Origin of the sequence: Erythrobacter tepidarius (assembly GCF_002155695.1) — a bacterium.
GTDB lineage: Bacteria > Pseudomonadota > Alphaproteobacteria > Sphingomonadales > Sphingomonadaceae > Erythrobacter > Erythrobacter tepidarius.
Genome location: NZ_MUYJ01000009.1, coordinates 28,029 through 49,200, shown reverse-complemented (window position 1 = coordinate 49,200; position 21,172 = coordinate 28,029). Strand labels below are relative to the sequence as shown.

At 66.8% G+C, this 21,172-nt stretch carries 20 protein-coding genes; 9 read left to right on the top strand and 11 right to left on the bottom strand.

From position 1 onward, the window contains the following. Positions 1–23 precede the first annotated feature (23 nt). The 3 genes from BZF61_RS10040 to BZF61_RS10030 all read right to left on the bottom strand — a co-directional run bounded on the left by BZF61_RS10040 (position 24) and on the right by BZF61_RS10030 (position 3,765). Positions 24–290: a hypothetical protein gene (locus BZF61_RS10040; protein WP_086618962.1), complete on the bottom strand. Its 267-nt coding sequence runs from the start codon at positions 288–290 to the stop codon at positions 24–26. A gap of 81 nt (positions 291–371) precedes the next feature. Then, positions 372–2,075 (bottom strand): S8 family serine peptidase, encoded by a 1,704-nt coding sequence (locus BZF61_RS10035; protein ID WP_086618961.1) that lies wholly within the window; start codon positions 2,073–2,075, stop codon positions 372–374. A 403-nt stretch (positions 2,076–2,478) separates the two neighbouring features. Further along, entirely contained in the window at positions 2,479–3,765 is a 1,287-nt protein-coding gene (locus tag BZF61_RS10030) for a metal-dependent hydrolase family protein (RefSeq protein WP_425429619.1), read from the bottom strand. 106 nt (positions 3,766–3,871) lie between these two features. Here BZF61_RS10030 and BZF61_RS10025 point away from each other — a divergent pair, with 106 nt between their 5' ends. After that, positions 3,872–4,159 (top strand): hypothetical protein, encoded by a 288-nt coding sequence (locus BZF61_RS10025; protein WP_086618960.1) that lies wholly within the window; start codon positions 3,872–3,874, stop codon positions 4,157–4,159. Positions 4,160–4,213: 54 nt separating this feature from the next. On the opposite strand, the gene BZF61_RS10020 is transcribed toward BZF61_RS10025, so the two are convergent. After that, positions 4,214–5,143 (bottom strand): MipA/OmpV family protein, encoded by a 930-nt coding sequence (locus tag BZF61_RS10020; protein ID WP_158094087.1) that lies wholly within the window; start codon positions 5,141–5,143, stop codon positions 4,214–4,216. Between the two features lie 159 nt (positions 5,144–5,302). Between BZF61_RS10020 and crtY the strand changes: the two genes are divergently transcribed. The 7 genes from crtY (at position 5,303) to BZF61_RS09985 (ending at position 13,778) form a co-directional block, all read left to right on the top strand. Continuing rightward, positions 5,303–6,565 (top strand): lycopene beta-cyclase CrtY, encoded by a 1,263-nt coding sequence (crtY, locus tag BZF61_RS10015; RefSeq protein WP_086618958.1) that lies wholly within the window; start codon positions 5,303–5,305, stop codon positions 6,563–6,565. After that, positions 6,562–8,124: a phytoene desaturase gene (locus tag BZF61_RS10010; protein WP_086618957.1), complete on the top strand. Its 1,563-nt coding sequence runs from the start codon at positions 6,562–6,564 to the stop codon at positions 8,122–8,124. The genes crtY and BZF61_RS10010 overlap by 4 nt, the downstream gene beginning before the upstream one ends. After that, the gene (locus tag BZF61_RS10005) at positions 8,121–8,702 is read left to right on the top strand and encodes an LOG family protein (RefSeq protein ID WP_086618955.1); all 582 of its coding nucleotides are present in this window, start codon (positions 8,121–8,123) and stop codon (positions 8,700–8,702) included. Before BZF61_RS10010 ends, BZF61_RS10005 begins: the two co-directional genes overlap by 4 nt. A 10-nt stretch (positions 8,703–8,712) precedes the next feature. Beyond that, complete coding sequence (locus tag BZF61_RS10000) at positions 8,713–9,666, top strand: phytoene/squalene synthase family protein (RefSeq protein WP_086618953.1); 954 nt, start codon at positions 8,713–8,715, stop codon at positions 9,664–9,666. Between the two features lie 56 nt (positions 9,667–9,722). Continuing rightward, positions 9,723–10,211 (top strand): hypothetical protein, encoded by a 489-nt coding sequence (locus tag BZF61_RS09995; protein ID WP_086618952.1) that lies wholly within the window; start codon positions 9,723–9,725, stop codon positions 10,209–10,211. Beyond that, entirely contained in the window at positions 10,208–12,121 is a 1,914-nt protein-coding gene (locus BZF61_RS09990; RefSeq protein ID WP_086618950.1) for an acetyl/propionyl/methylcrotonyl-CoA carboxylase subunit alpha, read from the top strand. Before BZF61_RS09995 ends, BZF61_RS09990 begins: the two co-directional genes overlap by 4 nt. Before the next feature lie 103 nt (positions 12,122–12,224). Further along, a complete protein-coding gene (locus tag BZF61_RS09985) occupies positions 12,225–13,778 on the top strand; it encodes an acyl-CoA carboxylase subunit beta (RefSeq protein ID WP_086618949.1) in 1,554 nt (517 codons plus the stop codon). Positions 13,779–13,888: 110 nt separating this feature from the next. Here the strand turns inward: BZF61_RS09985 and BZF61_RS09980 are convergent, their stop codons facing one another. Next, the gene (locus BZF61_RS09980) at positions 13,889–15,196 is read right to left on the bottom strand and encodes a multidrug effflux MFS transporter (protein ID WP_211276760.1); all 1,308 of its coding nucleotides are present in this window, start codon (positions 15,194–15,196) and stop codon (positions 13,889–13,891) included. A gap of 77 nt (positions 15,197–15,273) precedes the next feature. Here BZF61_RS09980 and dinB point away from each other — a divergent pair, with 77 nt between their 5' ends. After that, the gene (dinB, locus tag BZF61_RS09975; protein WP_086618947.1) at positions 15,274–16,404 is read left to right on the top strand and encodes a DNA polymerase IV; all 1,131 of its coding nucleotides are present in this window, start codon (positions 15,274–15,276) and stop codon (positions 16,402–16,404) included. Here the strand turns inward: dinB and BZF61_RS09970 are convergent. The 6 genes from BZF61_RS09970 to BZF61_RS09945 all read right to left on the bottom strand — a co-directional run bounded on the left by BZF61_RS09970 (position 16,401) and on the right by BZF61_RS09945 (position 21,155). Further along, a complete protein-coding gene (locus BZF61_RS09970; protein WP_086618945.1) occupies positions 16,401–16,880 on the bottom strand; it encodes an NUDIX hydrolase in 480 nt (159 codons plus the stop codon). The genes dinB and BZF61_RS09970 overlap by 4 nt on opposite strands. Then, the gene (locus BZF61_RS09965; RefSeq protein WP_086619135.1) at positions 16,880–17,506 is read right to left on the bottom strand and encodes a 6-phosphogluconolactonase; all 627 of its coding nucleotides are present in this window, start codon (positions 17,504–17,506) and stop codon (positions 16,880–16,882) included. Before BZF61_RS09965 ends, BZF61_RS09970 begins: the two co-directional genes overlap by 1 nt. Before the next feature lie 77 nt (positions 17,507–17,583). Continuing rightward, a complete protein-coding gene (locus BZF61_RS09960; protein WP_086618944.1) occupies positions 17,584–18,045 on the bottom strand; it encodes a Dps family protein in 462 nt (153 codons plus the stop codon). Positions 18,046–18,166: 121 nt separating this feature from the next. After that, complete coding sequence (locus tag BZF61_RS09955) at positions 18,167–18,730, bottom strand: hypothetical protein (RefSeq protein ID WP_086618942.1); 564 nt, start codon at positions 18,728–18,730, stop codon at positions 18,167–18,169. 24 nt (positions 18,731–18,754) lie between these two features. Further along, positions 18,755–20,104 carry an alkaline phosphatase PhoX gene (locus tag BZF61_RS09950; RefSeq protein ID WP_086618941.1) on the bottom strand — a complete coding sequence of 450 codons (1,350 nt, stop codon included), beginning with the start codon at positions 20,102–20,104 and terminating at the stop codon, positions 18,755–18,757. 10 nt (positions 20,105–20,114) lie between these two features. Further along, positions 20,115–21,155: a phytase gene (locus BZF61_RS09945; protein WP_086618940.1), complete on the bottom strand. Its 1,041-nt coding sequence runs from the start codon at positions 21,153–21,155 to the stop codon at positions 20,115–20,117. Positions 21,156–21,172 lie beyond the last annotated feature (17 nt).

Below are 21,172 nucleotides of genomic sequence, written 5' to 3'. Positions count from 1 at the left end.
GGGCGGTGCCGCATCCGGGGCAGTCAGTCTTCGGGTGGGCCGAAGGGGGCGATGGGCGGGTTGGCGAACAGGCCCTCGGCCGGATCGGCGGGGCGTTGCGCCAATGCTGCGCGCACCCGATCGGCCCCGCGCACGTCGATGCGCACGGTGTAGAGCCCCTCGGCCGGATCGGTGGCAATCACGCCGAACGTGGCATCGATCTCGCCGGGCGCGAGGCCGAACAGCGCCGCCACCTCGTCGAGGCCCGGCGCCATGCCGCGATGACGGAACTGGAGCATGACGGTGTCCATCGTCGGCCTTTCTCGAACGCGTCGGTCAGCCGGCGCCGCTGCGGGCCGGTCAGACCCGGCAGCGGCGCTTCGGCCAGGCCCTCAGCTACACCCGCACCCGCAGCCCTTGGCCGGAGAGCGGGAGGCCGCCGCCCCGCCGGTGACTTGCGAACCGTCGTAGTATCCGGCCTCCCAGACCGCGGCAAGCAGGTCTTCGAGGCTCGCCCCGCCGAGCTCGAACCCGAAGTCGCCGAGGCTCTCGTCATCCGCAGCGAACTGCGGTCCGGGGCGGGGCAGGTCGGGCGGCGGCAGCGGGAGATCGGGACGGCGTACCCCCCGGCAGATCTCCGGAAAGCGCCGGCAGATGTCGATCGGCAGCGGCCGCGGCCGGCACAGTTCGGGGATGCGGCGGCAGATGTCGATCGGCCTGATCGGCCGGACGCGGATGAACCGGCGGACGAGCGCGCACCCGCCAACGACGCCGAAGCCGTGATCGAAATCGAACCCGGCTGCACCCAGATCGGTCGCGGTCGAGCGCATCAGCGCGCGGATCGCGGCAGGGCTGGCAGCGGGGTTGCCGGGCTGGAACGGACGGCGGCTGCGCACCGCCGCGACCACCCCCGCAACCACCGGCGTCGCTGCCGAGGTGCCGCCGTCGGCGGCATAGACCCCCGACCCGCGAAAATGCGTATAGCCCGCCAAATCCGGCTTGTTGCGCGCCAGCCGCCCGGGACCTTGCGACGAGTAGCCCACGCGGGTGTTGGAGATGTCGACCCCGGCGATGGTCAGCACCGAGGGGTGGCTGTTGGCGCCGTAGATCGCGTTGGCAGTCACCCCCTGGCAGCGCCCGTCGGGGCAGTTCGCCCCGCAGTTGCCGGCCGCAAACAGGATGTCTGCCCCGACCCGTTCGAGCGCGGCGACGATCCGGTTGAACGGGTGGTTGGGATTGTCCGAATAGTTTCCGGGGTGCCCCACCGGGAAGTCCCACGAGGGGTGGAACATGCCCCAGCTGTTGTTGACCACCAGCGAACGGGCCTCGCCGGGGCGGCGCGGCGCGGTCATCACCGAGATCAGGTGGCTATAGGCGCGCACCGCATCCGACAGGACACCGCTCATCGGAGTCGGTCCGCTCGCGCTCGATCGCAACAGCTGGATGTCGAGGAAGGTCGCCTGCGGGGCGGCGATCGCCGCGTCGAAGGCGCACATCGTGCCGTGGCCGACCGGGGCATTGCCTGGCACCATCCCGGGGCTTGGCACCCAGCTGCGCGCGACATCGAGCGTGATCGGACGGCCGCGTGCGCTTAGGTGGGCAAGGTTGATACCGGTATCAACGATCGCGACCAGCACCCCGGAGCCGTCCATCCGCAGGCGCCGCATCTGCGGCACGCACAGCAACCGCTCGACATCGCCGTCGTCGCCCATCGGCGGGCTGCCGGGGCAGATCAGGCTCGGCTGGATCTCGACATCGGCAAAGACCCCCACGACGTGCTTCTGGGCGAGGATCTCCTCGACCTTGTCTTCCTCGGCGGTGGCGCGCACGATGTAGGTGGCCTGGTTCGGGTCGATCTCGCCCGCTTCGGTCAGTGCGAGTTCGACCTTCTGGCCCGAGACATAGCCCGGCGCCGTCGGATCGGTGGCATGGACCCCCGGAATCACGGTCGGTGCAAAGCTCGGATCAAGTGCGATCCCGGCAATATCGGGCACGGCGGCTGGATCGAGTCCGGCCTGCGGATCGGAAGCGGCAGCAAAGGCAGCCTCGGCGAGCCGGGCGCCGTAGTCCAGCTCGATGATGAGATTCCTTTTCATGGCGTTATCCTCCTGATGATTGTTCCGTTTCTTGGCTTCATCATCGACCCGGCATGTTTTTTCTTGGCCTGAAGGCCGCGATGATCTTCGCCTTGCCGGCCGAACGCCCCGCCTGGCGACGGAACGCAAAGGGGCGTCGGCAAAGCGGCACGGGGCCACCACCGGCATGTCTCGCGCGGACATCAGGCTGCGTCATCAGACAAGATGAAATCTTTGTCTGACGAACCAAATATAATAATGATTAACGAAGATTTATATGTTTTAACTTACAAGAATAACTTGCGACTCCACGCAAAAATATTTAAAACTATATTTAGGGGGAGTCAATCGGCCGCGCGCAGCGGTTCGGCCCGCGCCGCGGGCGGGCCGGGTTTGCCCAAGGCGGGCAAGGGCGGGTGGATCGCTATTCGATCACCCGTCCGCGCACCATCACGAAGTCGACCTCTTCCAGCACGGTGATGTCGGCGAGCGGATTGCCCTCGACCGCGATGATGTCCGCCGAGTAGCCGGGCGCGAGGCGGCCGATCTGGCCCTCCATCCCCAGCACCTTGGCCGCGACCGTGGTGGCGCTGGCGAGCACCTCGCGGTCGGACATGCCCTGCTTTTTCATCAGTCCCAGCTCCTCGGCGTTGCGGCCGTGCTGGTACACGCCCGCATCGGTGCCGAAGGCGATCGTCACGCCAAATTGGCGCGCCCGGCTCACCAGCGAGGCCATCAGCGGCTGGACGGCGCGGATCTTCTCTTCGACCACCGGGGTATAGACGCCCTTGCCCAGCCCCTCGGAGACGCCCTGCAGCGCCATCAGGGTGGGAACCAGCACCGTGCCGCGCGCCTTCATTGCCTTCGCGGCGGCTTCATCGAGATAGGTGCCGTGCTCGATCGTATCGATCCCCGCCTCGGCTGCCTGCTGGATGCCGCGCGCGCCGTGGGCGTGGGCCATGACCTTGAGGCCGAGGCTGTGCGCGGTATCGGCGATCGCCTTCATCTCCTCGGGGGTGAAGTGCGCCTCCAGCCCACGGCCCTGCTGGCTGAGCACGCCGCCGGTCGCTGTGATCTTGATTACGTCGGCGCCGTTCTGACTGGCGAGCCGCACCTTGGCGGCGCATTCGACCGGGCCGGTGCAGGTAAAGCCAGAATCGAGCAATTCATTGACCTCGGAACGGAAGCCGTTGACATCGCCATGCCCGCCGATGATTGCCAGCGGCGGGCCGGCGGCGAGGATGCGCGGCCCCGGCACCAGCCCTTCGGCGGTGCCGCGCCGCAGCGCGAAGGCGGTGTCGCGCCCGCTGCCCGCCTCGCGCACCGTGGTGAAGCCGGCAAGCGCGGTGAGGCGCGCGTTCTTGGCGCCCACGATCACGCCCCATTCATCGGGCTCGGTCGCTTCCTTCCAGAAATCGCCGCCGGGATCCCCGGTGAGGTGGGTGTGCAGGTCGATCAGGCCAGGGAGCACGGTCTTGTCCGCAAGGTCGATTGTGCGGTCCGCGGTGACGGCATCGTGGCCGGGGGTGATCGAGACGATCCGCCCGTCGGTGACGAGGATCGTCGCCGGGCCGGTGGGTTCGCTGGCGGCGTCGGTGATCACGCTGCCGGCGCGGATCGCCACGGTCTCGGCCGCCAGCGGCGCGGCCATTGCCATCGCCAGAAAGCCTGCAAGATTGGCCCAGCGGCGCGCGTGTCGCTTCATCGTCATGTCTCCCCAAGGTCTCCCTGTCCCGCCACCGTGATGCGCCGCCGCCCCGCGCGTTGCAAGCCTTGCGCGCGATTGCGCTCGGCAAGCGCGCGGGGTGCGGTTGTCCGTGACGCTGTTTCAGCCGCTTGCCAATGAGTGCGGCCGCACGACCATTTTCCGACTGCCGCTCATCCAGAGCCTCGCCGCAGGCCTTGCTCTTGCTCTTGCCCCGCCCATCGCGCCCGCGCTGGCGCAGGCGGGCGATGCCAGCAAGGCCGCCTGTGCCGATCCTTCTGATGCGATGGAGGCATCGGTTGATCAGGGGCTGATGATCGACAAGGCGCTGGTGCTGTTCGGGCGCGAATGGCCGCTTCGGCCGGGTTTGCGCTTGCCAAGGCGCAAAGCCCGGAGCTGATCAAGCAACTGCTCGCCAAGCAGGGCCGGCGTCGCGCAGCAAGGCGATCGACGACTAGAACGTATAGCCGACGCCAAGGCCCGCGATGAACTGGTTGGGGCTGCCCCGCAGCGCCGTGTAGGGCGTGCCTGCCGCATCGCCCAGCAGGCGCGAATAGCCGCCCACGCCGTAAACGCTCCACCCGCCGTCGAGCGCATTGCCGGAAAGGTCGTAGTTGACGATCGCCAGCGTGCCGATGCGGTTCAGCCCGCCCTCGGCCACGAAGGATGGCAGCCCGCTTGCCAGCCGCTGGGGCGGGGTGACCGAAAAGTAGTAGTCGGCAAAGCTGTCATCGACGAACTCCATTTGCGCCTGCACCTGCAGGACGAAGGCCTTGCCGAGCGGGGTCGAATAATTGACCTGCGGCTCGATCACCATGCCCTCGTGCGCGCCGAGCACGTCCCAACGCACCTGCGCCCCGAGGGTAAGGCTGTCGAGCGGCTTGAACACGCCGGGAAAGGACACCGCCGCGTTGAGCCCCACTTCCAGCGCCGCATCGCGTTCGCCCGCGGCTTCGACCACATCATCCTTGATCGGGCCATTGCGGTCGTTGCGGATGCGGAACGCCGGGCCGAAAGCGAGACGGGTCTTGCGCGGGCCGAAGCTGGGCTTGGGCGAGAGCAGGTCGAGCGTCAGCCCCGGGCCGTTGGGCCGGATGCCGACCCCGCCCACGCGCCCGACAATCAGCGGCAGCGGGAAGACCACGTAATCGTTCGAGCCGGCATAGCTCGGCACCAGCCCGGCACCGAGACCGATGGTCGCCCAGGTTTCGTCGAACACCGGCTTGGTGAAGCCCGGCATCGGCGCTGCTGGCGCAGGCTGGGCGGCAGGTTCGGTGACATCGCCCGAGGCGCGCTCGCCGCCATCGGCCAGCGCCGGAGTTGCGCCCAGCGCGATCGCGGCGGCCGGCATGGCTGACAGGGCGAGCTTTCTGCGCAGTTTCATAGATATAAATCCTTTATAAATAAGCGATTTTACGCGATTCGTCCGCGCTGTTCCGGGCGCCGATATGGCGCTTGATGTGATGTTGCAACAGCAATTGGCCGCCGCCGGCGTGCCGCTATCATTGCCGTATCGCTCGCCCTCGCCTAGGGCTGGCTGCGCATGAGCGATTCCTTGCACAATCCGGTTTCCGAAGCGGCCATGGCTCACGATCTGATCATCGTCGGCGGCGGCCTCGCGGGCGGGCTGATCGCGCTCGCACTGCACCGCCATGCGCCGCGCTGCCGCTTCCTGCTGGTCGAGGCCGGGCGCACGCTCGGCGGGCATCACCGCTGGAGCTGGTTCGCCACCGACCTTAGCCCGCAAGCGCAGGCGCTGATGGCCGGTTTCGCGCTCAACGGTTGGGACGATGGCTATGACATCACCTTCCCCGCCTATGGCCGCACCTTGCCGACCTCCTATCGCTCGCTCACCAGCGCCGAATTCCACGCCAAGCTGCTCGCCGAACTGCCGCCCGAGCGGGTGCTGCTGTCGAGCAAGGCCACAGCAATCGACGCCGACGGGGTGACGCTCGCCGACGGCACCCGCATCGCCGGCCGCCGCGTGATCGACTGCCGACCGTTCCGCCCCTCGCGCCACCTTGCGGGCGGCTGGCAGGTGTTCCTCGGCCAGCATTTCAAGTGCGAAAAGCCCCATGGCCTCACCCGCCCGGTGATCATGGATGCCAGCGTCGATCAGGTCGCCCCCTATGGTAACAGCGCGGCCTATCGCTTCGTCTACGTCCTGCCGCTGTCAGAGGACGAGGTGTTCATCGAGGACACCTACTATGCCGATCAGCCGAAGATGGATGCCGAAGTGCTCAAGGGCCGGGTCGCCGCCTATGCCAGCGCCAATGGCTGGAAGGGCGAGGTGATCGATCAGGAGGCGGGGATCCTGCCGGTCGTCTCGGGCGGCAATTTCGCTGCCGCGCTCAATGAAATCGCGATCCCCGGCGTGGCTGTCGCCGGCGCGCGCGGGGGCTTCTCGCACCCGCTCACCAGCTACACCCTGCCCTTTGCCGCCGACAACGCGCTCGCCATCGCCCGGCTGCTGGCGACCCGCCCAGGGGTGTCGGGCAACGAACTCGCCGCCTTCTGCGAACGCCGCGCCAAGCGGCACTGGCGCGCCACCGGCTATTACCGGTTGCTCAGCCGGATGCTGTTCGAGGCCGCCGAGCCGGACAAGCGGGTGGTGGTGTTCGAGCATTTCTACGCCCTGCGCGGCCGGCTGGTCGAACGCTTCTACGCCGGTCGGTCGACCTGGCCCGATCGCTTGCGCATCCTTACCGGCAAGCCACCCGTAGCTATCCCGCGGGCGATCCGCGCCCTGTTTTCCTCCGGAAAACCCCTCGAAACCAAGTCTCTCAACGTGGAGAACCCGGCATGAACGCCGATGCGAAGCTCAATCTTTCTGCCGGAAAGGGCATCAACCCCGCGCTCGCTGAACGCTATGCCGGGCGCACGGCCTGCGTAATCGGGGCGGGTTTCGGCGGTCTGGCGCTGGCCATCCGGCTGCAATCCGCCGGCATCGCCACCACCGTGATCGAAAGCCGCGACAAGCCCGGCGGGCGGGCCTATTTCTGGGAGAAGGACGGTTTCACCTTCGATGCCGGCCCGACTGTGATCACCGATCCGCCCTGCCTTGAAGAACTCTGGGCGCTGACCGGCCACGACATGGCCGAAGATGTCGAGCTGATGAAGGTCATGCCCTTCTACCGCCTCAACTGGCCCGATGGCACGAATTTCGACTATTCGAACGACGAGCAGCAGCTCAACGCCGAGATCGCCAAGCTGAACCCGGCGGACGTGGCCGGCTATGCGCGCTTCCTCGAATATTCCGAGCGGGTCTATCAGGAAGGCTATCTCAAGCTCGGCACCAAGCCGTTCCTCGATTTCAAGTCGATGCTCAAGGCCGCCCCGGCGCTCATCAAGGAACAGGCGTGGCGCAGCGTTTACGGCATGGTGTCGAGCTATGTCGAGAATGAGAAACTGCGCGAGGCGCTTTCGTTCCACACGCTGCTGGTTGGCGGCAATCCGATGAACACCAGCAGTATCTACGCCCTGATTCACAAGCTGGAAAAGCAAGGCGGCGTGTGGTGGGCGCGCGGCGGCACCAACCGGTTGATTGCGGGCATGGTGCGCCATTTCGAGCGCCTCGGCGGGACGATGCGCATCGGCGATCCGGTGGTGCAGGTGCACACGCTGGGCACCAAGGCGAGCGAAGTGGAAACCAGGTCGGGCTTCCGCCAGCGCTTCGACGCGGTCGCCAGCAACGCCGACATCATGCATTCCTACAAGGATCTGCTGTCGCACAGTGCCCGCGGCAAGCAGATGGCCAAGTCGCTGGGCCGCAAGAGCTTTTCACCCAGCCTATTCGTGGTGCACTTCGGGCTGGAGGGCACATGGCCCGGCATCCCGCATCACATGATCCTGTTCGCCAAGCGCTACAAGGGGCTGCTCGACGACATCTACAAGAACGGCGTGGTGCCGGAAGATTTCGCGATCTATCTCCATCACCCGACCGTGACCGATCCGAGCATGGCGCCCGAGGGCAAGAGCACCTTCTATGCGCTCGTGCCGGTGAGCCACATGGGCAAGATGCCGCTCGATTGGGACGAGGTCGGCCCGCGCCTCGAAAAGATGATCCTCGACGAGCTGGAGCGCCGTCTGATCCCCGACATCCACAGCCGGATCGTCACCAAGTTCAGCTACGCGCCCAAGGACTTCAAGCAGGACTTGAACGCCCACATGGGCAGCGCCTTCAGCCTGGAGCCGGTGCTGTGGCAGAGCGCGTGGCTGCGCGGCCACAACCGCGATGACGTGATCGACAACTTCTACCTCGTCGGTGCGGGAACGCACCCGGGGGCAGGGATCCCCGGCGTGGTCGGCAGCGCCAAGGCGACCGCGGGTCTGATGCTGGAGGATCTGGCGAGGATGCCTGCGTGAAACGGCTTGCGGTTTATTGCGGTTCGGCCTCGCCCGAGGATCCGCGTTACATTCAGCTCGCCTATGATGTCGGCGCGGAACTTGCCCGCCGCAGCATAGGGCTGGTCTATGGCGGGGGCAAGCTTGGCCTCATGGGCGCGGTCGCCAAGGGTGCCAAGGACGCTGGCGGCGAGGTGATCGGCATCATCCCCGAAAGCCTCGTGCGCGCCGAGGTCGCCAACCACGATTGCGACGAGCTTGTCACCGTCAGCGGCATGCACGAGCGCAAGCAGCGCTTCACCGACCTCTCGGACGGTTTCGTCACCATCCCCGGCGGCGTGGGCACGATGGACGAATTGTGGGAGGCGATGAGCTGGTCGCAGCTGGGTTACCATTCCAAGCCCGTGGGCCTGTTCAATGCTTTCGGCTTCTACGATCACCTGCTCGCTTTCAACGCCAAGATGGCCGAGGTCGGCTTTGTCAGGCCCGCGCACCAGAACATCCTGATCGCGGCGGATACGATCACCGAACTGCTCGCGAAGATGGCGTCCTACCAGCCGCACACCCCGATCTTCCGCATGAAGGCCGAGGAACTCTAGGGTTCAGGCGATGGCTGTCGATCCCGCCACCCGCGCCGCGCTGGTCGAGCACGCGCGGCTGTCGATCAAGCGCGGCTCGCAGAGCTTTTCCGCCGCCGCGCGCCTGTTCGACAAGGAAACCCGCGAAAGGGCGTGGCTGCTCTATGCTTGGTGTCGCCGGGCGGACGACATCGCCGACAATCAGGACATGGGCGGGGAACTGGGCGACCAGTCCGACCTCGCCGGGCGCCTCGCTCACATCCGCCGCCTCACCGCGCTCGCCTTCGAGGGCAAACCGACCGGAGACCCCGCCTTCGATTGCCTTGGCGTGGTGGCCGCCGAAGTCGGCCTCACTCCGCAGATGGCCGAGGACGTGATCGCCGGCTTCCAGCTCGACGCGGAAGACTGGCGCCCGCGCACCGAGGCCGACATGCTGCGCTACTGCTACCACGTGGCAGGCGCGGTGGGCGTGATGATGGCGGTGGTGATGGGGGTTTCGCCGGAGGATCAGGAAACGCTCGACCGCGCCAACGATCTCGGCCTTGCCTTCCAACTTTCCAACATCGCCCGCGACATTGTCGAGGATGATGCGGCGGGCCGCTGCTATCTGCCGCAGGAATGGCTGGCCGAACAGGATATCGAGCCCGGCCAACACACCAAGCCGCACCACAGGAAGGAACTGGCCGAGATGGCCGCACGGCTGGTGGCGCTGGTGGAAAAGCACGAGGCCGCGGCGCGCGTGGGCGCGGCAAAACTCCCCTTCCGCAGCCGCTGGGCGGTGCTCTGCGCCGCGCGCATCTATGGTGCGATCGGGCGCAAGGTGCGGGCACGCGGGCCCGAGGCGTGGAATTCGCGCACCTATGTGCCGCGGGCCGAAAAGGCGCTTCATGGCCTGCGCGCCTTCCTTTCAGCGGCGCTCAACCGGGAGAGAATGCCCCCCGGCGGGATCGACTGGGGGATTGCCGATTACCGGCCCAAGCGGTGAAGCCGGGCAGCGGGAAGCGGTTTTCTTTGCAACCAAGCTCGACTAACCAGGCTGCCATGAAGTCGTCTCTCGCCCTTGCTGTCCTCCTCGCCGCCGCGCCGCTCGCTGCACAGGCGCCGACACCCGAACAGGCAGAAGCCATTGCCGCCGCCGATGCCTTCTTCGCCGCCTTGCGCAGCGATGACAAAACCGCACTTGCCGAGCAGATGCTGCCCGAGGGCATGATCTTTGTGCACAGCCGAATGCAGCCCGATCGTCCGCGGGTCGATGCCGTGCCGGTTGCCAAGCACCTGGAACGCTGGGTCACGAGCACGCGCAAGGTCGATGAGGTGATGCGCTACGACAAGGTGCTGGTCGATGGCGACATGGCGCAGGTGTGGGGCCCCTACCGCTTCATCGCCGAAGGCAAGACCATGCATTGCGGGATCAATGCGCTAAGTCTCGTCCGCACCGAAAGCGGCTGGAAGGTCGCCAATACCAGCTTCACGATGGAACCGCCCGAACGCTGCGCGGCGCTGGGTGCACCGGAGGCTCCTCAGCGATGATCAAGAAGCTCCTGATCGCCAACCGCGGCGAGATTGCCTGCCGCATCATCCGCACCGCCCGCAGCATGGGCATTGCCACGGTTGCGGTCTATTCCGATGCCGATGCCAAGGCGCTGCACGTGCGCCAAGCCGACGAGGCCGTGCATATCGGGCCTTCTCCCGCGGCAGAGTCCTATCTGGTCGGGGCGAAGATCATCGCGGCGGCGCAGGCCACCGGGGCGGACGCGATCCACCCGGGTTACGGGTTCCTGTCGGAGAACGCCGACTTTGCGCAAGGCGTGCTCGACGCGGGCCTGATCTGGGTCGGTCCCAAGCCGGCCAGCATCCGCGCGATGGGGCTGAAGGACGCGGCCAAGCAGCTGATGCGCAGCGCGGGCGTTCCGGTGACGCCAGGCTATGACGGGTCGGATCAATCCGTGGAGCGCCTCACCAAGGAGGCCGAGGCGATCGGCTATCCGGTGCTTATCAAAGCCGTGGCGGGCGGCGGCGGCAAGGGGATGCGCAAGGTCGATGCCCCGGCCGACTTCGCCGCGAGCCTCGAATCCTGCCGCCGCGAGGCCAAGGCGAGCTTCGGCAATGACGAGGTTCTGCTGGAAAAGTGGATAACCTCGCCCCGCCATATCGAAGTGCAGGTGTTCGGCGATGCCCACGGCAATGTCGTCCACCTGTTCGAGCGCGACTGCTCGCTCCAGCGCCGCCACCAGAAGGTGATCGAGGAAGCGCCTGCCCCCGGCATGGACGAGGCCACCCGCGAGGCGATCTGCGCCGCCGCCGTGCGCGCGGCACAAGCGGTCGATTACGAGGGCGCGGGCACGATCGAATTCATCGCCGATGCGAGCGATGGCCTGCGCGCCGATCGCATCTTCTTCATGGAGATGAACACCCGCCTTCAGGTGGAGCACCCCGTCACCGAGGAGATCACCGGGGTCGATCTGGTCGAATGGCAATTGCGCGTCGCGAGCGGCGAGCCGCTGCCCAAGCGGCAGGACGAGCTGTCGATCAACGGCCATGCGATTGAGGCGCGGCTCTATGCGGAAGACCCTGCCAAGGGGTTTTTGCCGAGCACGGGGCGGCTGGACGAGTTCTACATTCCGACTCTCCACGCCCGTGTCGAAACGGGTGTCGAGGAAGGAAGTGTCGTTTCCCCCTTCTACGACCCGATGATTGCGAAGATCGTGGTTCACGCAGCGTCAAGGGCAAGTGCGATTACGGCACTTCAGGAAGAACTCGACGGCACCCTCGTTCATCCAGTCAAGACGAACGCTGGCTTCCTCTGGCTGTGCTTGGCCGATGCCGCTTTCCAAGCTGCAGATCTCGATACCGGACTGATCGAACGGCGAGGCGAAAACCTCATCCCCCCTGCAAGCCCCTCCTCTGACACGATCAACGTGGGAGCAGCAGCCGAGGCGCTCTATTGGGAAAGGGACGAGGCCACTATTCCCGGTTGGAAGGCGCGAAGTCTGACCGGCTTCCGCCTCAACGCGCCCGACCGGAAAGGGGTGCATTTCGCCCTTCCTTCGGGTGAGGCCGTCACCGGCCAGATCACTCCCCGCGCGCAAGATCACGATCAGTTCAACATGATGACTCGTGTCACTGGCGACGGAATATTGGTTGTCGAAAAAGGGCAAACCTATCTGCTGCGCTCGCGGATCGACGGCACCGGCCAAGCCTCCGCCGCCGATGGCGCGATCATTGCGCCGATGCCGGGCAAGGTCATCGCGGTCGATGTGAGCGAAGGCAAGGCCGTCACCGCCGGGCAGCGGCTGATGGTGCTCGAGGCGATGAAGATGGAACACGCGCTTGCCGCGCCTTTCGACGGGGTGGTCGAGGGGCTGACGGTCAGCGCGGGTTCGCAGGTGCAGGTCGAGGCGGTGCTGTGCCGGGTGGTGCCTGCCGCCTCGGAATCCTGACCCGTCACCCTGAACTTGTTTCAAAGTCCATTTCGCCCCAAACATCTAGGTCCGAAGTCGAGGGATGGATGCTGAACCGAGTTCAGCATGACGGGAGTGGGTTGTGAGTTGGGCCAAGGAACTCGAAGAACTGCGCCACCGCGAGGCGCTGGCCGAGCAGATGGGCGGCGCGGACAAGGTTGCGCGCCAACATGGGCGCGGGAAGATGGATGCCCGCGCGCGGCTCGCGGCGCTGGTTGATCCCGGCTCGTTCCGCGAAATCGGCAAGATCGCTGGCAAAGGCCACTATGATGAAAACGGCGAGCTCACCGCGGTGACGCCCGCCCCCTTCCTCTTCGGCAAGGCGCTGATCAATGGCCGCCCCGTCGTCGCTACGGCGGATGATTTCACCATCCGCGGCGGCGCGGCTGACGCCGGCATCAGCCGCAAGATGGTGCAGGCCGAAAGGATGGCGCACGAATTGAAGCTCCCGATCATCCGCATGATCGACGGCACGGGCGGCGGCGGCAGCGTCAAGACGCTCGAACAGATCGGTGCCACTTACATTCCCGCCGTGCCCGGCTGGGGCGATGTGGTGACTAATCTCGACACCGTGCCGGTCGTGGCGCTCGCGCTCGGGCCAACGGCGGGCCTCGGCGCGGCGCGCACCGTCGCCAGTCACTATTCGATCATGGTCAAGGGCCTCAGCCAAATCTTCGCCGCCGGCCCTGCCGTGGTCGATGGCCTGGGCGATGCGTGGAGGGGCGGCGCGGCCAATCACGAGGAAGCGAAAGAGGCGCTCGGTGGCTCGGCGATCCACACCCGCAACGGGGTGGTCGATGACGAGGTCGCCAGCGAAGCCGAAGCCTTCGCCCGCGCGCGGCACTTCCTCTCCTTCATGCCCGAATATGTCGGCCAGCCCGCCCGCCGCATCGAATCCGGCGACCCGGCCAGCCGCCGCGAGCAAGCGCTGCTCTCCCTCGTGCCGCGGGATCCCAAACAGGTCTATTCGATGCGCCGCTGTCTGGAGATGGTGTTCGACGCAGGCACCGTGTTCGAAATCGGCCGCCACTGGGGCCGCGCGGCGATCACTGCGCTGGCGCGGCTCGATGGCTGGCCGGTGTTCGTGATCGCCAGCGACCCCAGCTATCTCGGGGGATCATGGGAAGCCAAGACCAGCGAGAAGGTCGAACGCTTCGTGAAGCTTGCCGACCTGTTCCGGCTGCCGATCGTCCATCTGGTCGACAATCCCGGCTTCATGATCGGGCGCGAGGCGGAAGTTGCGGGGACGATCCGCTATGGCGTCAACGCGATGAACGCGATCTACCGGGCGAGCGTGCCGCTGGCGTCGGTCGTGCTGCGCCGCGCCTATGGCATTGCCGGCAGCGCGATGAGCAATGCCGAGCGCTACCAGTACCGCTATTGCTGGCCATCGGGCGACTGGGGCAGCCTGCCGATCGCGGGCGGGCTGGAGGTCGCTTACAAGTCCGAGCTGGAGGCTGCGGACGACCCGCAAGCCTTGCTGGAGCAGATCCGCGCGAGGCTGGCGAAGGTCACATCGCCCTTCCGCTCGGCCGAGCGCTTCAATGTCGAGGACATCATCGATCCGCGCGACACGCGGCCCCTGCTCTGCGAGTTCGCCGGGCTGGCGTGGAGAAAGCTCGAAAGCGAAAACTGATCCGGTCCGAGGCGCGGCAAGGGCGCCACACAGATGCCGCGCCGCCTGTGGCGGGGGCAGCCATGCTGTCCGCCCGGCGATGACCGCGCGCCCCCAGGCGCGTGCGGTAATCAGGACCGCCCGCCGATCATGGCCTCGGCATCGCTCGGCCCGAACAGCTTGCCCTTTTCGCTCAGCAGCACCAGCACGAGGCAGGCCAGACCGCTCATCAGCAGCGCGAGGGCGAGCGGGCGGGCAGTGCCGTCATAGGCATAGCCGATCGTCCCGCCGAGCAGCGCCGCAGTGGTCATGCGCACGAAGCCGTGCGCCGAACTCGCCGCGCCCGCGATGGCGAAGAAGGGGTTCATCGCGATCGCGCCGAAATTGCTGCCGATGAAGCCGAGCAGCGCCATGTTGATCGCCATCAGCGGTACGAACTGCCACAGGCTCTCCTCGGGCTGGAAGGCGATCATCACCTGCGCGGCGCTGACGATGATGAAGGCGAACAGCGCAGTGTGGCTCACCCGGCGTGCACCGAAGCGTTCGACGATGCGCGAATTGGACCAGCTCGCGAGCGCCATCGAACCGGCGCAAATGCCGAAGATCAGCGGGAAGGCCTCGCCCGCGCCAAAGGTCTGCGTGATGAGCTGCTGCGAAGAATTGATGAAGCCGAACAGCGCGCCGAACACCAGCGCCGAACCGATGACATAGCCGGCGATGCTGGGGGTGGAGAGCGCGCGGGTCATGTTGGCAGCGATGGTGCGCGGCAGGATCGGCTGGACGTTGTCGGGTGTCAGGCTTTCGGGCAGGCGGATGAACACCCACGTCGCCATGACCACGCCCAGCAGCGCCATGAAGCCGAAGATCGCGCGCCAGCCGCCGAGCCGGAGAATCGCCTCGCCGATGGTCGGAGCCACTGCGGGAACCATCAGGAAGATCACGAAGATGATGCTCATCATGCGCGCCATCTTGTCGCCGCCGACGCGGTCGCGGATGATCGCGGGCGGCAGGGCGATGATCGCGGCGGCGAACAAGCCCTGCGCCGCCCGCACCGCGATCAGCGTCTCGTATGCCGGAGCGAGCGCGGAGAGGATCGACAGGATGATGTAGACCGCGATCGCGCCGAGCAGGATCGGCCGCCGTCCGAAGCGGTCGGCCAGCGCACCCGGCACCAGCGAGCCGATCCCGCCGGTAAGCAGATAGACCCCGATCACGAACTGCCGGTCATTGCCGCTCACCGCGAGATCGCCGGAAAGCGCATCGAGCGCGGGCAGGATCGCGTCGATCCCGAAGGCGTTAAGCGCCATCAGCATCGCCATCATCCACAAGAGCTCGGTCTCGCCGAGCGGCTTGCGGGTGGGCACGGACGGAGCAAGCGTGTTGGCCATGGTGAGGCCCTTGCCGGCCGGTTCGCCGGAAGACCACTGTTCTTTTCGCATGTGCACAAAATGGCAGCCCGGGGGAATGGTTCCAGCAACGGTTCCTTCGCACGAGCCAAGGTTATATTTGTCCGCCAATGGCCGACCTGCCCCCCCTTGCGTCGCAAGAGGACGCGCCCCGCGACGAGCCGGGGCTGCGCAAGATCATCCATGTCGACATGGATGCCTTCTTCGCCAGCGTCGAACAACGCGACAACCCCGAACTGCGCGGCAAGCCGGTCGCCGTGGGCGGGGCGGGCGGGCGCGGGGTGGTCGCCGCCGCAAGCTACGAGGCGCGGCGGTTCGGGGTGAGGAGCGCGATGCCCTCGGTCACGGCGCGGCGCCTGTGTCCCGAACTCGTTTTCGTGCGCCCGCGCTTTGATGCCTATAAGAAGGTCAGCCGCCAGATCCGCCAGGTGTTCGCGCATTACACCACGGTGATCGAGCCGCTGAGCCTCGATGAAGCCTATCTCGATGTCACCGATGATCGGCTCGGAATCGGCAGCGCCACCCGCATCGCCGAGCTGATCCGCCAGGAAATCCGCGCCAAGACAAAGCTGACGGCGAGCGCGGGGGTGAGCTACAACAAGTTCCTCGCCAAGCTGGCCAGTGACCAGAACAAGCCGGATGGGCTGTGCGTGATCCGCCCCGGCGAGGGCGCGCGTTTCGTGGCGGGCCTGCCGATCCGGCGGTTTCACGGGATCGGGCCGAAGGCGGAAGAGAAGATGCACAAGCTCGGCATCGCCACCGGCGCGGACCTTGCGGCCAAGGACATTGCCTTCCTGCGGCAGCACTTCGGCAGCATGGGCGATTATCTGTTCCGCGCCGCACGGGGGATCGACCTGCGGCCCGTCGCCGCGCACCGGGTGCGGAAATCGGTCGGCGGCGAGCGGACTTTTCCCGCGGATATCGGCACCAGCGCGGCGCTGCGCGAAACGCTGGAGAACATCATCGCCATCGTCTGGGAACGGATCGAGGCTGCGGGCGCACGCGGACGGACCGTGACGCTCAAGCTCAAGTTCACCGATTTCCAGATCATGACCCGCGCGGTCACGCGGCCCGACCATGTCAGCGGCAGGGAAGAATTTGCCGGCCTCGCCCGCGCGCTGCTGGAAGCGGAGTTGCCCTTGCGCGGGCCGATCCGGCTGATGGGGCTGACGCTAGGCAATCTCGAAGGGGCCGAAGAAGACAAGCCGGCGCGCGACGAGGCGCAATTGCGCCTGCTCTAGCCTTTCTGCGTCCCGCGCGCCTTCCACGCCGCGATCCGCGCGCGGGTGTGGCGGCCGAGCGGCTCGGGCAGCGAATGCGAAGGGAAGAAGCGCGCCATCACCACCTCGCGCCCATCGGGCCGCGGCTGACAGTCGCAGGTCGCGGCGAACAGATGGGCGATGTGGGGCGAGCCGGACAAGACCTCCTCGAGCGTGCCGATTGGTTCGATCCGCACCAGTTCGATGCCAAGCTCCTCGCGCACCTCGCGCCGCGCGGCTTCGCGCGGATCCTCGCCCTGGCCCAGCCCACCGCCCGGCAGGCCCCAGACATCAGGGCCGTAGGAATGCTTGAGCAGCAGCACGTCGCCCGACAGGTTGGTGATGATCACGCTCACCCCCGCAATCGGCGCCTTGCGCCAGCGCCGCCAGTAATGCCGCAGCGCGTGGGCGAGCGGCATCAGCGCACGGTGGAGCGGAGCGGGGAGAAAGCCTGACATCAGGTGAAGACCGTCACCGCAATACCCCGCGCTGCGGCCGCGCGCAGCAGGCGGGCGATCGGGAGATCGTGCTCGCCTCGCAGCGCGCCCTCGAACACCGCGCGCTTGTCTGGCGCACCCCCGAGCGTGAAGACGATGGCATCGCTTTCGACCAGCGCCGGGATGGTCAGTGTGATCCGGTCGAACGGGGCGTGCGGGGGAAGCGGATCGGGGGTGAGGCGCCGGATCGCCTGCGGATCGTCGGGTCGCGGATCGGTGTTGGGAAACAGCGAGGCGATATGCCCATCCGGCCCCATGCCGAGCCATGTCAGCGCAAAATGCGGCGGATCGGCCCCTTCAGCCAAGGCCACGATCCGGGCGCCAGCGGGTTCGAGCAGGGCGCGGATCTTGCCGGTATTGGAGGCCTCGTGATCCTCGGGCACGATCCGGTCGTCGTTGGGCCAGACCTGCCAGGCGGCCCAGTCGATTGCCCCGTCATCGCGCGCGACCAGATCGGCAAGGATGGGAAAGGGTGTCGAACCGCCCGGAATCGTGATCGCCCCGCCACCGGCCGCACGCAGACGCTCGGCCAGCCAGCCGGCAATTTTTGCGCTGTCCGCGCCTTCGATCCTCGCCATGTCCTGCATCGGCTGGCCCATAGCAAAAGGGCCCCTCCCGGTCAGCGGGAGCGGCCCAATTTTTTGTTCCGGCGCAGGGTTTGTCCTCAGGCCAGCAGCGACGTGAGGAACCATACGCGCTGTTCGGCCATGTCGGTCCAGTCGTCGAGCAGCCCGTCGGTGGCATTGTCGCCCGCCTGTTCGGCCAGCGGCTTCATGCCCTTGAGGCGCTCGACCACCGCGACATTGTCATCGCGCAGTTCAGCGATCATTGCCTCGGCAGACAGGGTGGTGCTGTCCTGGTCCTTGATCCGTGTCGCCCGCGCCACGCTGCCGAGCGAGGTGAGCGTCTCGGCATCGAGCTTGCGCACGCGCTCGGCGATCAGATCGATCTGATCCCGGATTTCGAGCGCCTGTTCATCGAACAAGAGATGAAGGTCACGAAACCGCGGCCCCTTGACATGCCAGTGAAAATTCTTCGTCTTGATGAAGAGTGCGAAATGGTCGGCGAGCAGGCCGTTGAGTTCAGCCACGAGAGCGGCTTTCGAATTGGTCTTGGCTTGAGCCATGAATTTCTCCTTTGTTGTATCATATGCGGCATCATTTGGCCGCTTTCGATATCAATACTATAATGGATCCGAGACGATTGCGTTCCGGAATTATCCAATTCGCAATAATCGAACGAAGCGATTACAGGGCGGCGTAACGAGCGTTCAATCCGATGAACAGCGCCGCAACAATGACGCCCGCTGCCAGCACCCGGCGAATGACCGTCAGCGGCAGCCGCGCGAGGCTTTCGCTGCCCAATGACCAGCCCAGCGCGATCGCCGCTCCCCCGCCCAAAGCGCCGCCGAGCGCGGCGGTGACCGGCAGGCTGGCCCCGGCAGCAAAGGCAAACACCGCGAATCGCACTGCATCGCCGACCTGCCGCGCGGCGAGCACGATGGCGACGGCGCCGAGCGAGCGGGTCGGCTCACGCGGAGCATCAGGTTTGACCGGCCAGACCAGCTCGAACCCGGCGATCGCCAGTCCGAAGGCGACCAGCATCTGCGCGGCGCGCGGCGGAAGCCGGGCGGCGAAACCGGCCCCGAGCCACGCCATCAGCCCGGCCGTCAGTGCGGTCGAGACGATGCCGATCGCGAGCAGCGAGACGCGCCGTCCCAGCGCCTCGGCCCAACACGCCACCAGCCACTGGTCGCGCCCACCCAGCGCCACCACGAAGACCAGCAGCAGCGAAAGGAGGAAGCTGTCCAAGCCGCTTCCCTCAGGCTCGCGCCCTCAGGCGAACCACGGCCCGGTTATCGCCAGCGTGGTGGCGGGGGAATAGACGTTGACGAAGAGAACCCTGCCATCGGGCGAGAAGCACGCGCCGGCCAGCTCGGCCTGCACCTCCAGCCTTGCCAGCGTGTAGGCCTCGCCTGCCGGTGTGATCCCGCGGATGTGGTTGTCCACCCTATCCGTGTACTGGTCCTCGCACACGATCAGGTGGCCGCTCGGCGCGACACAAAGATTATCGCCGTAGTTGAACTGATCGATGCTCTCGCTCTCGAAGAACAGCTCGATGCTATCGGGCGCGCCCGCAAGGCCGGGGGTGAGCTTGAAGATCTGTCCGAGCTGCTTCGCCCCGCCGCTGGTGGCGCAGGCGAAGACCGCATTCTCGCCCATGTGCAAACCCTCGCCGCGCGCGACCAGCGCCGCGCCTCTCGCCGCCGCGCGCTGGCGCAGATCGTCCCTGGGGGCCTCGACTTCATCGAGATCGACCCAGCGCACCGGAAAGGACTTGCCAAGCGGCATGGCGGGGGAAGTCCAGTTGCGGGTGTCGGCAAGGCCTTCGATCACCAGCGCCTGGAGACGCCCGCCCTCGGCCAGCTTGCCAGGAGTCTTGGGGAGGAAGCGGTAGAGCACCCCGTCGTCGCGGTCCTCGGTCATGTAAACGATGCCGGTGGCCGGATCGACCGCGGCAGCTTCGTGGTTGAAGCGGCCCATCGCGGTCAGCGGCACCGGATCGACCAGCCCGCGCGCGGCGGCGGGGACTTCGAACACCCAGCCGTGATTGCGCTCCAGACCCTCGCCATATTGCTGGCCGGGGCCGGTCGGCGCTTCCTCGCAGGTCAGCCAGCTGCCCCACGGGGTGACGCCACCCGCGCAATTGCGGATGGTGCCGCCCAGGCTGCGGAACTGGCGCTTGATGGCCAGCGTCGCCGCATCGAGCACGATGGTGGTGGTGCCGCCGGGCAAGAAGACGCCGTTGCGCTTGCCGAAGCCCTTGGCAATCGGCCCGCCCGCATCGTGCTTGGGTTGCAGTTCGTGGTTGCGCACCAGCGCGATCTCGCCATTGCCCAGGTCGAAGCAGCCCATCCCGTCGGCCCGGTCGGGCACGGTGCCACCATCATCCATTGCATCGCCGAGGCGCGAGATCACGCGATAGGAAAAGCCCTGCGGCAGGTCGATCAGGCCGGCCGGATCCGGGCGCAAGTCGCCATAGCCGGCAAAGCCGCTCGCTGCCGGGCGCGCGGGGGAAGAGGCCCCGCTGCGGGTCATGCAGCCGCTCGCCGCGAGCGCGGCAAAGGCGGTGGCAGTTGCGCCGAGGAAGCGGCGGCGATCAGGCGTGGCGCTGGGGTAGGTCATGGGCGATGGGTTACTTCGCCTCGCCCAAAGCGGCAAGCACCTCGTCCCAGCGCACGAACTTGAAGTTTTGTGCTTTGGGCGCGTTGATCCCGTCCTGGGCGATGAACAGCCCGCCCGGAAAATCGGGGCCGAAATCGCGGTTGTCGAGCTCGATCCCGTCGGTTTCCTCGACCGAGCCGAGCGCGCCTGGGGCGATGCGGAACCGGCCCAGCGGCTTGATGTCGGGCAGGCGGAACACCGCAAAGGCGTTGTCCCCTTGCGATGAGGCCACGAGATAGCCGCCGTCCGCGCCCTCGGGCGCGAGAGCGAGGCCTTCGACATCGGCGACCAGCATCCGGTTATCGACCGGCGCGACCAGCCGCTTGGCCCCCGTGTTCATGTCGATCGCCCAGATTCCGGCGTCTTCCTCGCCGATGTAGAGCGTGGCGGTGCGCGGATCGGCGACGCAGCCCTCGGTCTGGGTGGCGACCTGCGCCAGCGTGGTGGTGGTGCCGCTAAAAACCCCGTTCGCCTCGCGGATAAGGGTGCGGTAGATCGTCCCGCTCTTGGGTGCGCTGAAGGCGATGATGCCCTCGCCGCCCGCGGGCTTGACCATGCAGATCCCGTAGCCTTCGCCCGGCCCGACTGCGATCCTGCCCGCCGGCGCGAGCTTGCCCGTAGCGGTGTCGAGCAGCGCGAGGAACAGGTTCACGCGCGTCAGATCGCTGCGGTCGCTGGCGACCACCAGTACCCGGCCAGCGGCCAGTTCGAGCAGATCGACATTGTTGAGCCCCGGAGCTGCCAGAAAGCTCTTTTGCGCACCCTTGAGGTCATAGACGTAGAGCCCGCCCTTCTTGTCGGTACCGACGACCAGGCTCGCCGCCGGATTGGCCGGATTGCGCCAGATCGCCGGATCGTCCGCGGCGTCCTCGCGTGCCGTGCCCACCGGGGGAGTTTCGACCAGCGCGGTGACGGTGACTGCCGGATCGCCAGTGATCGCCGGGGTCACGCTGGCGCAGGCGCCGGCAATCCCCAGGCTCAGCAGCGCGAAGCCATGGAAGGGTCGGAACATGGCAAGCAATCCCACTC

What these genes read in the sequence shown, in the direction of transcription:
- BZF61_RS09960 (WP_086618944.1), bottom strand. Translation starts at nt 18,045, where the DNA reads ATGGCTCAAGCCAAGACCAATTCGAAAGCCGCTCTCGTGGCTGAACTC.
- BZF61_RS09980 (WP_211276760.1), bottom strand. Translation starts at nt 15,196, where the DNA reads ATGCGAAAAGAACAGTGGTCTTCCGGCGAACCGGCCGGCAAGGGCCTC.
- BZF61_RS09990 (WP_086618950.1), top strand. Translation starts at nt 10,208, where the DNA reads ATGATCAAGAAGCTCCTGATCGCCAACCGCGGCGAGATTGCCTGCCGC.
- BZF61_RS09965 (WP_086619135.1), bottom strand. Translation starts at nt 17,506, where the DNA reads ATGCAGGACATGGCGAGGATCGAAGGCGCGGACAGCGCAAAAATTGCC.
- BZF61_RS10020 (WP_158094087.1), bottom strand. Translation starts at nt 5,143, where the DNA reads ATGAAACTGCGCAGAAAGCTCGCCCTGTCAGCCATGCCGGCCGCCGCG.
- BZF61_RS09945 (WP_086618940.1), bottom strand. Translation starts at nt 21,155, where the DNA reads ATGTTCCGACCCTTCCATGGCTTCGCGCTGCTGAGCCTGGGGATTGCC.
- BZF61_RS09950 (WP_086618941.1), bottom strand. Translation starts at nt 20,104, where the DNA reads ATGACCTACCCCAGCGCCACGCCTGATCGCCGCCGCTTCCTCGGCGCA.
- dinB (WP_086618947.1), top strand. Translation starts at nt 15,274, where the DNA reads ATGGCCGACCTGCCCCCCCTTGCGTCGCAAGAGGACGCGCCCCGCGAC.
- BZF61_RS09970 (WP_086618945.1), bottom strand. Translation starts at nt 16,880, where the DNA reads ATGTCAGGCTTTCTCCCCGCTCCGCTCCACCGTGCGCTGATGCCGCTC.
- BZF61_RS09995 (WP_086618952.1), top strand. Translation starts at nt 9,723, where the DNA reads ATGAAGTCGTCTCTCGCCCTTGCTGTCCTCCTCGCCGCCGCGCCGCTC.
- BZF61_RS10035 (WP_086618961.1), bottom strand. Translation starts at nt 2,075, where the DNA reads ATGAAAAGGAATCTCATCATCGAGCTGGACTACGGCGCCCGGCTCGCC.
- BZF61_RS10040 (WP_086618962.1), bottom strand. Translation starts at nt 290, where the DNA reads ATGGACACCGTCATGCTCCAGTTCCGTCATCGCGGCATGGCGCCGGGC.
- crtY (WP_086618958.1), top strand. Translation starts at nt 5,303, where the DNA reads ATGAGCGATTCCTTGCACAATCCGGTTTCCGAAGCGGCCATGGCTCAC.
- BZF61_RS10000 (WP_086618953.1), top strand. Translation starts at nt 8,713, where the DNA reads ATGGCTGTCGATCCCGCCACCCGCGCCGCGCTGGTCGAGCACGCGCGG.
- BZF61_RS10030 (WP_425429619.1), bottom strand. Translation starts at nt 3,765, where the DNA reads ATGACGATGAAGCGACACGCGCGCCGCTGGGCCAATCTTGCAGGCTTT.
- BZF61_RS10010 (WP_086618957.1), top strand. Translation starts at nt 6,562, where the DNA reads ATGAACGCCGATGCGAAGCTCAATCTTTCTGCCGGAAAGGGCATCAAC.